The 13593-nt window shown below is 34.6% G+C and carries 14 protein-coding genes; 3 read left to right on the top strand and 11 right to left on the bottom strand.

Annotated features, from left to right (window positions below; all coding sequences use genetic code 11):
* Window positions 1-118: 118 nt before the first annotated feature.
* Both EZV73_RS09765 and EZV73_RS28880 read left to right on the top strand, forming a co-directional pair.
* A complete protein-coding gene (locus tag EZV73_RS09765) occupies window positions 119-2440 on the top strand; it encodes a response regulator (protein WP_240840111.1) in 2322 nt (773 codons plus the stop codon).
* A gap of 2 nt (window positions 2441-2442) precedes the next feature.
* Window positions 2443-3171, top strand: coding sequence for a response regulator (locus EZV73_RS28880; RefSeq protein ID WP_330637024.1), 729 nt, complete (start codon window positions 2443-2445; stop codon window positions 3169-3171).
* A 14-nt stretch (window positions 3172-3185) separates the two neighbouring features.
* On the opposite strand, the gene EZV73_RS09755 is transcribed toward EZV73_RS28880, so the two are convergent.
* Genes EZV73_RS09755 through EZV73_RS09745 form a run of 3 tightly spaced genes read right to left on the bottom strand, consistent with a single transcriptional unit; the run spans window position 3186 to window position 4658 of the window.
* The gene (locus EZV73_RS09755; protein ID WP_240840110.1) at window positions 3186-3710 is read right to left on the bottom strand and encodes a DUF402 domain-containing protein; all 525 of its coding nucleotides are present in this window, start codon (window positions 3708-3710) and stop codon (window positions 3186-3188) included.
* Between the two features lies 1 nt (window position 3711).
* Entirely contained in the window at window positions 3712-4170 is a 459-nt protein-coding gene (locus EZV73_RS09750) for a hypothetical protein (RefSeq protein WP_240840109.1), read from the bottom strand.
* Window positions 4167-4658, bottom strand: a complete 492-nt coding sequence (locus EZV73_RS09745) for a hypothetical protein (protein ID WP_240840108.1) — start codon at window positions 4656-4658, stop codon at window positions 4167-4169. Before EZV73_RS09745 ends, EZV73_RS09750 begins: the two co-directional genes overlap by 4 nt.
* Before the next feature lie 143 nt (window positions 4659-4801).
* Here EZV73_RS09745 and EZV73_RS09740 point away from each other — a divergent pair, with 143 nt between their 5' ends.
* Window positions 4802-5440 carry a hypothetical protein gene (locus tag EZV73_RS09740; RefSeq protein WP_240840107.1) on the top strand — a complete coding sequence of 213 codons (639 nt, stop codon included), beginning with the start codon at window positions 4802-4804 and terminating at the stop codon, window positions 5438-5440.
* Between the two features lie 20 nt (window positions 5441-5460).
* On the opposite strand, the gene EZV73_RS09735 is transcribed toward EZV73_RS09740, so the two are convergent.
* From EZV73_RS09735 to EZV73_RS09700, 8 genes are all read right to left on the bottom strand, one after another.
* Window positions 5461-6354 (bottom strand): proline iminopeptidase-family hydrolase, encoded by an 894-nt coding sequence (locus EZV73_RS09735; protein ID WP_240840106.1) that lies wholly within the window; start codon window positions 6352-6354, stop codon window positions 5461-5463.
* A gap of 51 nt (window positions 6355-6405) precedes the next feature.
* Entirely contained in the window at window positions 6406-8121 is a 1716-nt protein-coding gene (locus EZV73_RS09730; RefSeq protein WP_240840105.1) for a methyl-accepting chemotaxis protein, read from the bottom strand.
* On the bottom strand, window positions 8115-9635 hold the full coding sequence (locus tag EZV73_RS09725; protein ID WP_240840104.1) for an HD-GYP domain-containing protein: 1521 nt from the start codon (window positions 9633-9635) through the stop codon (window positions 8115-8117). The genes EZV73_RS09730 and EZV73_RS09725 overlap by 7 nt, the downstream gene beginning before the upstream one ends.
* A gap of 96 nt (window positions 9636-9731) precedes the next feature.
* Complete coding sequence (locus EZV73_RS09720) at window positions 9732-10496, bottom strand: MerR family transcriptional regulator (protein ID WP_240840103.1); 765 nt, start codon at window positions 10494-10496, stop codon at window positions 9732-9734.
* A 146-nt stretch (window positions 10497-10642) separates the two neighbouring features.
* Window positions 10643-10795, bottom strand: a complete 153-nt coding sequence (locus EZV73_RS09715) for a hypothetical protein (protein ID WP_240840102.1) — start codon at window positions 10793-10795, stop codon at window positions 10643-10645.
* A gap of 75 nt (window positions 10796-10870) precedes the next feature.
* Entirely contained in the window at window positions 10871-11188 is a 318-nt protein-coding gene (locus tag EZV73_RS09710; RefSeq protein WP_240840101.1) for a hypothetical protein, read from the bottom strand.
* Between the two features lie 61 nt (window positions 11189-11249).
* Window positions 11250-12830, bottom strand: a complete 1581-nt coding sequence (locus EZV73_RS09705; protein WP_240840100.1) for an anti-sigma factor domain-containing protein — start codon at window positions 12828-12830, stop codon at window positions 11250-11252.
* A complete protein-coding gene (locus EZV73_RS09700; RefSeq protein WP_240840099.1) occupies window positions 12823-13542 on the bottom strand; it encodes a sigma factor in 720 nt (239 codons plus the stop codon). The genes EZV73_RS09705 and EZV73_RS09700 overlap by 8 nt, the downstream gene beginning before the upstream one ends.
* Window positions 13543-13593 lie beyond the last annotated feature (51 nt).

The raw sequence follows: 13593 nt of genomic DNA, 5'->3' as shown, positions 1-13593 counted from the left end.
ACTCACATACAGAAAGTACCTGAGGCTTTGTCTCAGGTATTTTCTTTTTTTGTAGACTTACGGTTTATTAAGGGGCATGTTCTTTGGTAAAATGGGTATATATTATCTGGAGGTAGATATGAGTAAAAAAATAATGGTTGTGGATGATGATATGCTTATCACCTCAACACTTGCTGCACTACTGGAAATGATGCTGGATTATGAAGTTATATGTTATAACAATCCCAAAGAAGCACTAGAAGATGAATACTTAAAAAATAGACAAATAGATTTGATTATATCTGATTTTATCATGCCTGAACTAGATGGTTTTGAGTTTTTAAAAATAGCTCAAACACTCCATCCTTCTTGTATGAAAATACTTCTCACAGGTTATGCAGATAAATCAAGTGCTATAAAATGTATCAATGAACTCAACCTTTATTATTACTTGGAAAAGCCGTGGGATAATGAGGACCTTTTAAAAGTCATTTCTAATGCAACTGAAACACAGAGACTAGACTCAGAACTAAGAGAAAAAGTCGTTGAGCTCGAAAAAGCCAATCAAGAGATTTCTCACCTCTACAAGCTTCTTAAAGAGGATTACAATGAAAGTATTCATGAAAAATCCAATCTCCAACGAGACCTTTTAAGAAGAACCATGGACATGAAAAAAATACTTGACCATGCAGATCAAGGTTTTCTTTTATTAAACAAAGATTTGTCTGTTTATCCAGAATACAGTCAGAAATGTCTCGAGTTTTTTATGAAAGATATCGGACATTTGAACTTCCCAGATTTGGTCTATCCAGACAATACAGACCAAAGGGACTTCTTATCAGACATACTGATGGATATTCAAAATGGAGACGACAACTTAATAGACATGTACCTTCCCCTGCTGCCTGATGAGGTTGTCATTTCTGATATACCACTTCATATGACTTTTAACATCATGAAGGACGATGATTATGCTTACTTCATCACCTTAACAGATATTAGCGAAAAAAAATCACTGGAATCTAAACTCGAGTCAGAAAAGCAAGTTTTACAAATGCTAGTAGGCGCTTTTTCTCAAGCAGATGAAATCAAGGAAGTTGTCAGCGATTATCACTTTTTTATAGAGCGTTCACTGCCTGCTTTACTGGAAACTGAGGACGCCATAAATGAAGTTTTTAGACAAATTCATACCTTTAAAGGCTTATGTGCCCAGGTTAAACTTCATCATAGTGCTAAAAGACTCCATGAAATTGAAGATATACTGAGTATCAACAGCGACAGGAGCATTCTCAAAGCGATTAGATTTGACCAAGTTATGACCAAAGATTTAGACTTGTTTGATGACTACCTAGGTAAAGAGTTTCTTAATCAAAGAGATGAGATACTTGTAGACAAAGACAAACTTATAGCGCTTGAAAGAAATATCGTCAAAGTCTTTTCAGGAGATGATAAGACAAGTCTTCTTAAACAAGCACAAGAACTAAGGTATAAACCACTAGTTGAACTCTTTAGATCTTTTGGTCCTTATATAGAAGAACTATCAGAAAGCATGAATAAACCGATGTATCCACTAGGCATTACAGGAGATCAGGTTATTATTGATCATGACATTTATAGGGACTTTTCAAAGAGTCTGATTCATGTTATAAGAAATATGATGGATCATGGTATTGAAGAAAGTGATACAAGACTAGGACTTAATAAGCCTTATCAAGGGTCTATTCAAATAAGCGTCATCGAAGGACAAGATGAAATTGTTTTAATCATAGAAAATGATGGTCAAAAGATTGATCTTGACAAGATAAGGTCTACAGCTGAAAGAAATGGCATTGATACCAGCCAAATGACTCAAGACCAGATCATGATGCTCATATTTAAACAGCATATTTCAACCAGTGATCAAGTTACCAATATGTCCGGTCGTGGTGTAGGTTTAGCTTCAGTTAAGTATGAAGTAGAAAGACTTAATGGTAAAGTTTTTATTGAATCAGATGACAGTCATACCAGATATATTTTTAAGTTGCCTTATTACAAGGGCTATATCTCCAAGGAGAGATTAACAGAAGTTCTAACACATGCCATGGAGCTTTATCTGACAAAAAACAATGAGAGCTACCGGATTTGTAACATCAATGATCTAGACAATGACCTTCATAGTGTCAAGTTAGACTTAAATGGCATTTACGACTGTACCATCACCCTTTTAATGGACCACAAGACATTAGATGGACTCATGAACGATTTTCATATGCCTTCTAGCCATGAGTACTGTACAGAAATGCTTAAGGAAATTTTAAACACAGTCATGGGCAACAGTCTTCAAATGCTACCAGGATCTGAACATCTATTAGAAGTCGGTCTTCCAGTAGAATCGGATTACAGGGCTATAAATAAAGACACGAAAATATTTGATATCGGCAACCACGAAGCCTTTTTAGGTATAGAGATAAAAGGAGAATGACATTGGCAAGAATTTTAATTGTAGATGATTCCATCATCATGCGTAGAAACCTAACTGCAATATTAAAAGAGGCAGGCCATACCATTGTAAGCGAAGCCAGCAATGGTACTCAAGCTTACTTACAATACCGAATCCATAAACCTGATATTGTGACCATGGACATTACCATGCCTAATATGGATGGTTTAGAAGCACTTGAACATATTCTAGAAGAAGATCCTGATGCAAGAGTCATTATGATCAGTGCACTTGATCAGAAATCAAAGGTTTATACCGCTCTTAGAAATGGTGCCAAACATTATATCATTAAACCTCTTACTGCTGATAAAATCACAACTGTCATTGACAGTGTTATGAGTAAGGAAGTCAGTAAAAAAGAAGTCATCGAAAAACCTCAAGGTGATAAAAAAGCTTTTGAGATAGAAAACGATGAAGGCGCTTTCATTGTTACCTTTAACGAAAACCTAAGCTTTGATAAAACGGTTTCAATGGTCTATGCCGTGCAAGGCTTTCTATATCTTGACAATCCAAGCATTGTCTTTGACTTTGACAGGTATGAAATACAAGACGAAGAAAGCCTGACCAAGTTTGTTGGACTTCTTAATAAAATTAGGTCCTCTAATGGTACTTTTTCTATCAAACTTAAAAATCCTACATTTATTACAAGGCTTACAAACAAAGACAATAGACTTAACAAGCGGTTCGAGACAAATGTCTTTATATTAGAATAGAAGGTTGTCACCTTCTATTTTTTTATCATTTTATGAAATTCTTCATGGAAAAAATCATGCATAAAGACCTTATCCGGTATGATTTTTTCTTGAATCATATGACATGTCTCGTAGGCCCTATCACGTTCTTCTTTAGTAATGACTTGATTTATATAAGCCTCTTCTAGTTCATCTTGATCGAGTACTGCAACATACCCATCTGCAGAAACGGCTATATCTAGATAACTATCAATGAAATAGGGTCTCTTATTTACAACATTCTCTTTGGTCATATCAAAGTACCATTCGATGATGCTACCTACTTCATCCATAAATACCGACAGACACCAGTATTCGTCCACAGGCAAGTACATCATGCATTTATAACCATCTGTAATCAGACATTTTCCTGAATCGTCATAGTCGACTGGCAAATCAAAACTCACCTTATCGACATGTACAAGCGACAAACAAGCTCTGTCTAATCTTTTAAGAACAGAACGATGCTCAAGTAACCATGACTTATCTATCTCAGAACCATCCATAAACTTCTTTTTCATCTTAATCTCCAACTATGAGTTCATTCATCTCCTCATCCGATAAACGAACCTTAGCTCTATATATTTCAACCATTTTAGTTGCCTTGTTAAAGACCTCAACTTGAAGGTACTCGTTACCCATAAATATAACTTTGGTATAGTTAGGAGGTGATTGATCATCTGCAATCCTAAGCTCTACATCATATCTTCCCTTATAGCTTACATTGTCCATAAAACTTGATTTGATCTTTGTTGGAAACTTTGGAATATCATAGATCTTCTCAAGTATATTTTCAATTCTAGAAGGGTCTTGAAGTGTATGGTGTTCATTGACGCCTACACCAATCTTTTCAACAAACATATGACTATGTTCAGCTTCTTTTAAGTCACCTAATAATTCTCTTAAAGCCATATGCCTGTAGGCAAAAATTAGAACAATTATTGAAGTAAGGATCAGTACTAACCATCTTTTTTTACTCACATATCCCTCTTTTCAACTTTTCTTTCCCACATATGGTAAACATCATCTCTATTTTCTCTTACATAATAGATTTCATGTCTAATTGGCGACTGTATATAATGTGTTTTCATACCGGTAATATCAACAAACTCAATGATGATAATAGGGAAATATCGGTCTTTTATCCTGCCAGGCTGTTTTTCTATGATTGCAATCTGAGTCTCCTCATCCATAAAGAAGCTTCTAAAATCTTCATATATGGCTTCATCCACTTCTAGATCACTGCCATTATATTCAACCTTGATCATAAGCTCTCCATCAAGCTCTTTTACGCTTGTGTCTTTTACATAGCGATACCTATCTTCCACATCAACAAGAAAGTCATCTAAAACTTCTAGGTGATAGCTTTTAGGGCTGTGTAAAGATTGAAAAAAGACAATCATGCCGATATAGGTAGCAATTACGATGACCAAGAGGCCTATTAATATTTTCTTTATCAAGTCAAACATAGACTGCCTTTCTATGTGATACAATTAAGCAAGTATATCCTATTCAATTGTACAACAAACAAATATGTTCACCAGGGATTTAATAAGAAATTAACTATTTAATAATATATCAAAGGGGTATATAGAAATAAGGAGGTATTCAAATGACATTATCAAATAAAGCAGCATCTATTATAGAAAAGATTGATCTACCTGAAGTTAAAATGGGAGACCTAAAAAAACTGGCCAAGGAAATCAAAAAAGATCATGACTTGGCTATGGAGCTTTGGTCTACTAAACACTACTATCCAATGCTTTTTTCTACACTTATCATGGATAAGAAACTTGTCGATCAAGCATTTGTCGATCAGCTTGTCATAGACCTTGAAGACATTGATTTAGATGAAAGAAATAGGATTACAGAGTGGTTTTTAGCCAATCAACTCATGAAAGGTAAAAATACACTTGCCATGTTGGATTCATGGCAGCACAACTCATCTCCTACTCTGAGAAGACTTTTTTGGTACTACCAGGCAAGACTAAGATGGACTGGTAAGATTCAAGATAACTCAGGTCAACTCATGGAAGCTCTTGAAAAAGAAATGGCTACAGAAACACCTGAAGTACAGTGGACCATGAACTTCACTGCTGGTTGGATTGGTGTATTTGAGGAAAAGTACAGAGATAAGTGCATTGAACTTGGCAAAAAAAATGGTCTTTATAAAGATGAAAAAGTACCTAAAAATTGTACACCTAACTATTTGCCTGGATTTATAGAAACTGAACTAGGTAAACGCAAATAAAAAATCTCTTACGAGATTTTTTATAATGTATTTATGAAATTAACCAAACCATCAAAGTAATTATCTGAGTCATCCCAGTGGCACATATGACTGCCATTAGGACAAAATAGATAGTGTCCATTCGAAACTTCATCTGCCATCCACTTTGTTTCGTCCGGATTCATGGTATTGTACTTAGCACCAATCACCAATGTTGGTACTGCAATCTCTTTTAGTCTGTTTTTTACATCCCAATCCTTAAATGTACCTATACAGCCAAACTCACTAGGACCATTCATATAATTATAGACTTGATGATTCAAATGATCGACCATTCTAAGAATAGGTTCTGGCCATTTAGCCTGTGGTATCCTTAAAACAAAGCTCTCATAAAAGGGCATGATAAGTTCATTGTAACGGTCTCCAAAATCCTTCTTTTCCTCAAGTTTAGTAATTTCACTTAAGAAATCAGGTCCGAGTTTTGGCGCTAAAACTTCTCTTTCATACCTATTGTAATCAGGTATTGACGCCACCATACTAGATAAAACCAATCCTTTTATTCTGTCCTGATACTTCAAGGCATATTCCATCGCAAGCATACCGCCCCATGAATGTCCAAAGAGTATGAAGTTATCTTTTGTTAAGTTTAAAGCCTTCCTCACTTGTTCCACTTCATCAACAAATCGGTCAAAGGTCCAGTACTTAACATCTCCTGGATCATCACTTAAATATGAACCCAACTGATTGTAAAAATAAAACTCAAAACCTGCTTTTTCAAATGGCTCAATAAAGTTTTCAAAACCTTCACACGAACCACCAGGTCCTCCATGTAACATAAGAACCTTTAACTTTTCATTGTCACCAAATTTCTTCGTCCACACCTTTAATTTTTCGCCCAAGGCTTCAATTTCTACAAACCTTTCCTGATCAAGCATAATATCTCTCCTCTCATTTTTAACCTACCCAGAAAGGAGAGATTCAAGCACCTAGTTGATTTTATAAACACTAACTGTTTCAGAGAGTTCATCACTCTTTTGATTTAAATGACCAATATGATTTTGAATACGCGTCACAATCTTAACTTGTTCATCCGTTGCCTCCCATACCTCTTCAGTTAGAGAAGACAAGTTTTGAATTGTTGCTGTTGTATTTGAAATGATGTCGTAAGTCTCCTTTTTCAAATGGCCCATGTCACTTGTCTTTTTATTCAAAGCATGGAAGTCACCCTTTAGTTCAAGAATACTACTTGATATGCCAGAAAAAAGTGATTGACTATTTGAAATACCACTAGAAATGGAATCCGTCAAGTTCGACTGACTTGTCATTTTCATATCTACTTGTAAAATACTATCCAATAACTCATTGATGTAGGTAGAGATCTCATTGGTCGCTTGTGATGACTGCTGAGATAAAGCACCTATTTCAGATGCAACAACGGCAAATCCTGCTCCTGCTTCACCAGCCTTAGCAGCTTCAATGGTTGCATTAAGAGACAGCATTTTAATCTTCTTAAATATATCCTTGTTCCATAAGACAACCTGGTCCATCTTTTCAGATACCTTCTTTAGCCTAATCATCTCATCGTACATTTCATGACTAAATCCATAATAGTTCTTATACTTATCATTAAGAAGCGTGACAGTCTCAAATCCATTTGAACATGTCTCTTCTATGGCTTTCATTCTATCTGAAACAAGGTTAATTTGATCTGCAAGTATCTCTAATTCCTTGTCTAAATCCGTCATTTTAGTAAGTGCTTCTTCACTATTTTCAGTCTGCTGAGTGATGCCAACAGAGAATTGTTCTACGTAATCATATACATTTTCACTATGTTGCAGCGACTCCTTTGACACAGCTTGCATATCTCCTACAACATGGTTCACATCATTTGTAAGCTGTTTTACATCTGTAATCATTTCTCTGTTTCTATCAATCATTGTATGAAAATCTTCGTGCAGATTGCCCATTTCTTCAGAAATAGTTTTTTGTGTATTTTCAATTAAACTATAGTCATAATCTGATACCTGCTTAGCTTTTTGAGATAAGGAAATAATCGGATTAGCAATCTTTCCAGCAACCACTTGACCAACAAAAATAAGAAGTGCAACTAAAATGAATCCAATCAGGTATATTTCTTTAGCTGTTTCACGGAAATTATTATAGACCTTCGTCATGTCATAATCTACACCAACAAATGCTATTACTTGATTATTCTTATCTAGAATCGGTGCATAAGCACTTATTAAAATACCATACTCCGATTCTGACATATCTTCTTCAACAAAATGATTTCCAGCGCTTGCAAGCTCAAAGCCTTCATAGATTTCTGATTCAACTGAGCCAAGTAATGTCGGTTCATCACTATTATAATCCGAAGCTTCAATAATATACTCAAACTGGCCATCCTTTTTTCTCATGATATAAAGGTACTTGGCTGAACCAATTGTTCTGATGCTGTTAAGCTCAGCCCCCAAAAGCCTATAGGCTTCAAGATTCATATCTTGAGGACTAGATAAGTTTTTCACCATTTCTGAATCAATGACCTGAACGGCATGGTCTACAATAGATTTTGCCTTTTCTCTTGACTCATTTACAATTAAATCATGATTTCTATTATATGAAACCAAAGCAATGGTCAATATTCCTATAAGATTTGTAATTACCAGTACCAATACTAATTGAGTTTTAATTTTCTTTAACATATTACTCCCACCTTAAACTTGTTTATTATTTCTTTCATCTCTGCTTTTTTTACTATAAATTCTTCTACTATATTTGAATCAAACTGCTTGCCTTTCTCATCAAGAATGATTTCAAAAGCCTTATCAAAGGTCATACCTTTTCTGTATGGTCTGTCTGAGACCATTGCATCGAAAGCATCAGCGACAGCGATGATTCTAGCTTCAATGCATATTTGATCACCTAAACGACCTTCAGGATAGCCCTGACCGTCATATCTTTCATGATGCTCAACAATAATTCTTGATACAAAGCCCAAAGAATCCGATACAGAAAGAATATCTGACCCTCTTTTTGGATGAGTTTGAATATGACTGTACTCTTCATCAGTCAGCCTAGAAGCCTTTCTTAATATGGCATCTCCAATGGCGATTTTTCCTATATCATGTAATAGAGCCGCTTGGGTTAAGGCTTCATGATTCACATTATCCAAATGCCTTGCAATGGTCATAGAAAGCAACATGACCCTTTCAGAATGACCACATGTATAAGCATCCTTGGCTTCTATGGCCTTGACCAAGAGACTCAAAGTATCACTGTTTTGCTTCTTGATCAGATTAATTTTGTCCTGTATTTTCTCTGAAATTCTTTTTATATTGTTTAAGAAACAATGGACCTCTTCATTGTTCATATCATCTAGGACTTTTATTTCTTCCTCATTGATAACCATTTCTAAATAAGTCATTGAAACCTTCATTGCCTTATTTGCCTTTAGTAAGATAAAAAGAAAAAGTCCAAGGATAAAAGTAGCCAATACAAATGTCAAGGAAATCAGTCTTATAACCATGCCATGACTTATTTTCATAAAGCCTTCTATACTCGACTCGGACTTAAAGGCAATATCCTCATTCAAATAAATCCTGCTTATGAGTAAGCCATCTTCAATCTCATAGTTATACTTGAGTTCATTGTCACCTAAGTCCAAGAAATTCATAGATGGTTCAACTTTCATCTTACTGATGATTACTAGATTGCCACTTGATCTCATTTCTCTTTCATCTGTAACCTTCTTGATACGAATGTAATAGAGTTCCTCATTTATCTCGATGTACTTATCACCCGCTTCTTCTTCGATCAACTTATCTACACTGATATCTAACTTTGAAGTATCATCATCATTAAGATTAGAAAGCAAGTAGTTCATACCATCTGTAGAAATTGCTCTTACATAGGCTATATCCTCATTGTAATCAAAAACATTCTTAACTGTTTTTCTAACCCATTTACCATTATTATGTTTCAAAGCTAGATAGAAACTATCCCATACAGCATAATCATGAATCAAATCATCCAACATCTTTCTGTGTTTTTCTATTGCAAACTTCACACGTTGCAGTTCGAGTTTAGCTTGCATTTCAATCATAGATTCATCTGTTTCTTTTAGAATTGATTTAAATTCAAAGGTTAAAATAACATACGATGTAACTATGACACACACTAAGCCAAATAAAATCATCGGTACCGTCCTATATCTCATATATCCTCCCAAAATGTCATTAAAAAAACTGCTTACATTAAGCAGTTTTAAAACACATTAAAGAATACACCTTCTAGTGGGTCTAAGGTCAAGCCTCTATATTATTTTAGCCTCGATAATCATGACATATATGTGATTATCTATATAGGTGTTGCAACACTCTTCTCTTATAACCATCTGTTTGCATAGCTTATAACCATTCTCATATGCATAGGTAAGATAATCATTTACAACCTCAGTCAACTCGCTAAAATCAGAAATTACGACAACATGTTTGAGATATCTTCCTTCTTCTTTCGTTAAGGTTATATCTGAACTAAAGTTCTTGATAGATAAATATAAGGTTCTATCTAGTACAAAAGTTGTTAAAGGATGTTTGTAACCTATTAGCCCATTTGTCACGTAGCCTTCATAGACTTCTTTAGGCGTAGGCCACTCATCCACAGTATAGGTAACGATTGCACCGTACTGGCTCTGTTCATAATATACTTCACTATAAGTATCTACAGAATCTCTTAGCTCGATGATTGCCTCAAGCGTTGATTCAGTAAAAACAACTTTTTCCTCGAGTTCTCTAATTTGTCTCTTCAATCCAAGTATGCTTTTCTCGATTTCATCAATGTAAATAGATGTATCCTTTTCCATAGCTTCTCTTATTTTTCCAACAGAAATATTCATTTCCCTTAACATCATAACATGCGACATTTGATACATAGAATCTAAATTGTACTTCCTGTATCCATTGTCATCAATATAAGCAGGCTTTAAAATGCCTTTCTCCTCATAAAACCTGATTTGATGTGTGGATACATCATTCATTTTTGCCAATTCTCCAATTGTCAAATCCTCATTACTCCTCATATAGCCCTCTCTTTCACTCACAAAATAGTATATAAAATGACATAATTCTTTACAATTTTATATGAAACAAAAGTGCTTATAATTCCTGATAAAATAAGTATATGGATATAAAGAAAAGACCCCTGAGACTTCAAGGATCTTTACTGTTACATCAACTGTTTTTTCGCTTCTTTTATAAGAAAATCATGAATTACTTTATCGAGCGATTCATCATCCTCATGTCTATTGCCGATAAAATTTGTATGTTGTCCTTCATACTCTTCTAAGGTTTTCATCATGTCTTTAACTTCTAGTGTCATGGTCATCACTCCTTTTAAAATGTATACCCAAATGATACAAAAGTAAACAAAAGAAAAAACTGGTATGTCACCAGTTTAATGTGTGAATGGATCGATTTTATCAAATCTGATGCCTTCAACGTAACACTTATGACGTCCCCATTTTTTCTTATCATGAAATTCGATGGTTTCGCCCTCTACATCTGCTTCTTTTGAAACATACACTGAAATATCGCCAACCTGATATTCATCATATTGTTCTAAGTGTTTAGGCATTTTGTAATTAATCAATGGATATTTTGTATATACCACATTATGGAAATTAATCATGTCTTTTACCACTGACAAAGTGATAGCATTATGGCGATGATGATGCATGTAGTCAATTAAACTTTGATCTAACTTAACATCCATAAAATCACCTCTTACTATATATACCCATTTTGTGCACTTTTAATCTACATTCAAGTAGATCTTACTCCTCCTCTTCACTTTCTGCTTCAATCTCTTCAAGTAGCTCCTCTAAGGCTTCTAGTTCAAAATCAATGGCTTCAATAAGTTCTTCCATTTCAATAATGATTTTATTGTGCGCATCCAAATGCTCATCTTCTAAAGAATCAGCTTCTTCTTTTAAATCATCTATTTCCTCTTCAAGCTCTCTTATAGTAACTTCAAGTTCTTCAATTTCACTTTCAAGTTCACCCCTAAAGGCATCCGCATCCAAGTCTTCAGAGTCAAAATCTTCTAAGAAGTCATCTTCATAAAGTGCCTCATAAAGATCTTCAATAAAAGTTTCCACATCCATCATTTCTGAGCTGATCTCTTCAGTTAAAAGCTCTACATCTAAGACTTCAAATTCAAATTGACCTAAAAAGTCTTCTATGTCAAAGTTCTCAATATCAAAGTTTTCTTGTTCGAGTTCCTCTATCAAGGCTTCTTCAAATGTCATCAGTTCTTCTTCTAACTGATCAAAGTAATCTTGGTCAAATTCTTCGTCTATGTCAAAGTCATCATCAAAGTCTTCGTCTTCATCAAAGTCCTCATCCTCGCTAAAGTCTTCATCATCCTCGGCAAAATACTCTTCATCATCGTCTTCGTCAAAATCTTCTTCTTCATAGGCATCTATTTCTTCAATAATTGACTGTTCAATTTCATCTATCATATCCTTTAAATCAGGTAATTCAATGTCTTCTATTGAACCACCAACAATATCTAGTTCTTGTCTTACTTCATCAACAGTTCCCTGCATATATGGATATCTAACCACAAGTTGATCAAGTTCCTCATGAACACCTTCTATGGTTTCTATGACCTCTTCTTGAACTTCATTCATTTCCTCTAACTCATCTAAAGAATTTTCTACATTCTCAATCAGTTCATCTACAGATTTTTCAAGAAGCTCATTAACAGTCTCTTCAGTTCGATTGGCAATTTCCGAAGCCAAATACATTTTACCAGCCGACACTTTTTCATCATCTGCTTTATCTAGAAGCTCTTCAGTGGTTCTTACAAGATACAGATTACCAATACTTTCATCAGATTTAATCACTGATAGTGCCTTCTCATCTACAAGATAATCTACTTTTCCATTAGCAACTATAGTCTCAGAAATTAAGATATCATTTGCCTTATCCTTGATAAAACCTTGCTCTACTGATTTATCGATAGAAGTCTTGATAACATCATTTATAAGCATGCCTACAAAGCGTTTCTCAATAATCAACTCACCTTGTGGGTTTAAAGGTTTCACATCTACAACAATACCTTTTTCATCTACTGCATACTCAACACTTGACACATTGTCTAATGATACAATGGCATAAACCTCTTTTGTAGGTAGCATAAATGGCTGTACAATTAATGCTATGATTAGAATAGCCGCTATACTAACAGCGACATACCTTCTACTTCTAGGTTTTATAATGTCTTCTTCAAAAAAGGCAATGTATGATCCAACACTGACTTGTCCTCTTTTTCTAAGTTTTAAATACCGACCATCATCACAGTGAACAAGAATAAAGTCAGTATTCACTTCAAATACGATTCCTTTATACATCCTCTTCACCTCTTTCAATCTGTAAGACCCTCGATTTAATCAACTGCAGGTCACTGTCTAAAACGATGGTGGTCGCAATTGTAAACTTTCTACTTCTCTTTATTGTTTTAACAGCTACCTTAAAGGCCTTTGACAGTATTAAAACAGGCAGACGTTTCAATCTATAGAAATTAGCCTTTAACTCTTCTACATCAATGATATACTTGGCCATCTTTACCGACCTTACCCTCGTTTTCTGATGTTTAGGTGATTCTGCAACCAAATCCGTCATCTGAATGTTGAAGGCATTAAGCTTTACAGTAAAGAGCTCAATCTCATTTTTTATATCCAGTCTTTCTGTAAAATCACTTTTTTCAATTAAACCGCCATCATTCATCACTTTTTCATCAATTGGTACATTAGAAAAGTGTTTCTTATTACTTATTTTATAATCTTTTAAACGGTTGTTGATGACTAGTGATGCAAAGTTGATAAAGGAGCCTTTATTCAATTCATACTTGTTAATAGCCTCATTAAATGCTAGTAAGGCAACTGAATATTCATCACTATTATGCAGATCAACATAACCACCTAAAAACCTGGCTGTTACTTTCACGACAAAAGGAATGTATTCTTCTATGAACAACTCTCTTTCTAGTTTATCGTCATTTTTTATACGAATTAGTCGATCTTCTATGCTCTTATTCTTTGTCTTAAATGCTACTATCTTCATATAACACACCCTGATTTATTAAACGACAAAAACTGTATAGCCTTATACAGT

This window comes from Acidaminobacter sp. JC074 (genome assembly GCF_022496765.1).
In the GTDB taxonomy this organism is placed as follows: domain Bacteria; phylum Bacillota; class Clostridia; order Peptostreptococcales; family Acidaminobacteraceae; genus JABXKX01.
This window is presented reverse-complemented; position numbering and strand designations above follow the sequence as displayed.

What these genes read in the sequence shown, in the direction of transcription:
- EZV73_RS09765 (WP_240840111.1), top strand. Translation starts at nt 119, where the DNA reads ATGAGTAAAAAAATAATGGTTGTGGATGATGATATGCTTATCACCTCA.
- EZV73_RS09755 (WP_240840110.1), bottom strand. Translation starts at nt 3,710, where the DNA reads ATGAAAAAGAAGTTTATGGATGGTTCTGAGATAGATAAGTCATGGTTA.
- EZV73_RS09745 (WP_240840108.1), bottom strand. Translation starts at nt 4,658, where the DNA reads ATGTTTGACTTGATAAAGAAAATATTAATAGGCCTCTTGGTCATCGTA.
- EZV73_RS09740 (WP_240840107.1), top strand. Translation starts at nt 4,802, where the DNA reads ATGACATTATCAAATAAAGCAGCATCTATTATAGAAAAGATTGATCTA.
- EZV73_RS09735 (WP_240840106.1), bottom strand. Translation starts at nt 6,354, where the DNA reads ATGCTTGATCAGGAAAGGTTTGTAGAAATTGAAGCCTTGGGCGAAAAA.
- EZV73_RS09730 (WP_240840105.1), bottom strand. Translation starts at nt 8,121, where the DNA reads ATGTTAAAGAAAATTAAAACTCAATTAGTATTGGTACTGGTAATTACA.
- EZV73_RS09725 (WP_240840104.1), bottom strand. Translation starts at nt 9,635, where the DNA reads ATGAGATATAGGACGGTACCGATGATTTTATTTGGCTTAGTGTGTGTC.
- EZV73_RS09720 (WP_240840103.1), bottom strand. Translation starts at nt 10,496, where the DNA reads ATGAGGAGTAATGAGGATTTGACAATTGGAGAATTGGCAAAAATGAAT.
- EZV73_RS09715 (WP_240840102.1), bottom strand. Translation starts at nt 10,795, where the DNA reads ATGACACTAGAAGTTAAAGACATGATGAAAACCTTAGAAGAGTATGAA.
- EZV73_RS09710 (WP_240840101.1), bottom strand. Translation starts at nt 11,188, where the DNA reads ATGGATGTTAAGTTAGATCAAAGTTTAATTGACTACATGCATCATCAT.
- EZV73_RS09705 (WP_240840100.1), bottom strand. Translation starts at nt 12,830, where the DNA reads ATGTATAAAGGAATCGTATTTGAAGTGAATACTGACTTTATTCTTGTT.
- EZV73_RS09700 (WP_240840099.1), bottom strand. Translation starts at nt 13,542, where the DNA reads ATGAAGATAGTAGCATTTAAGACAAAGAATAAGAGCATAGAAGATCGA.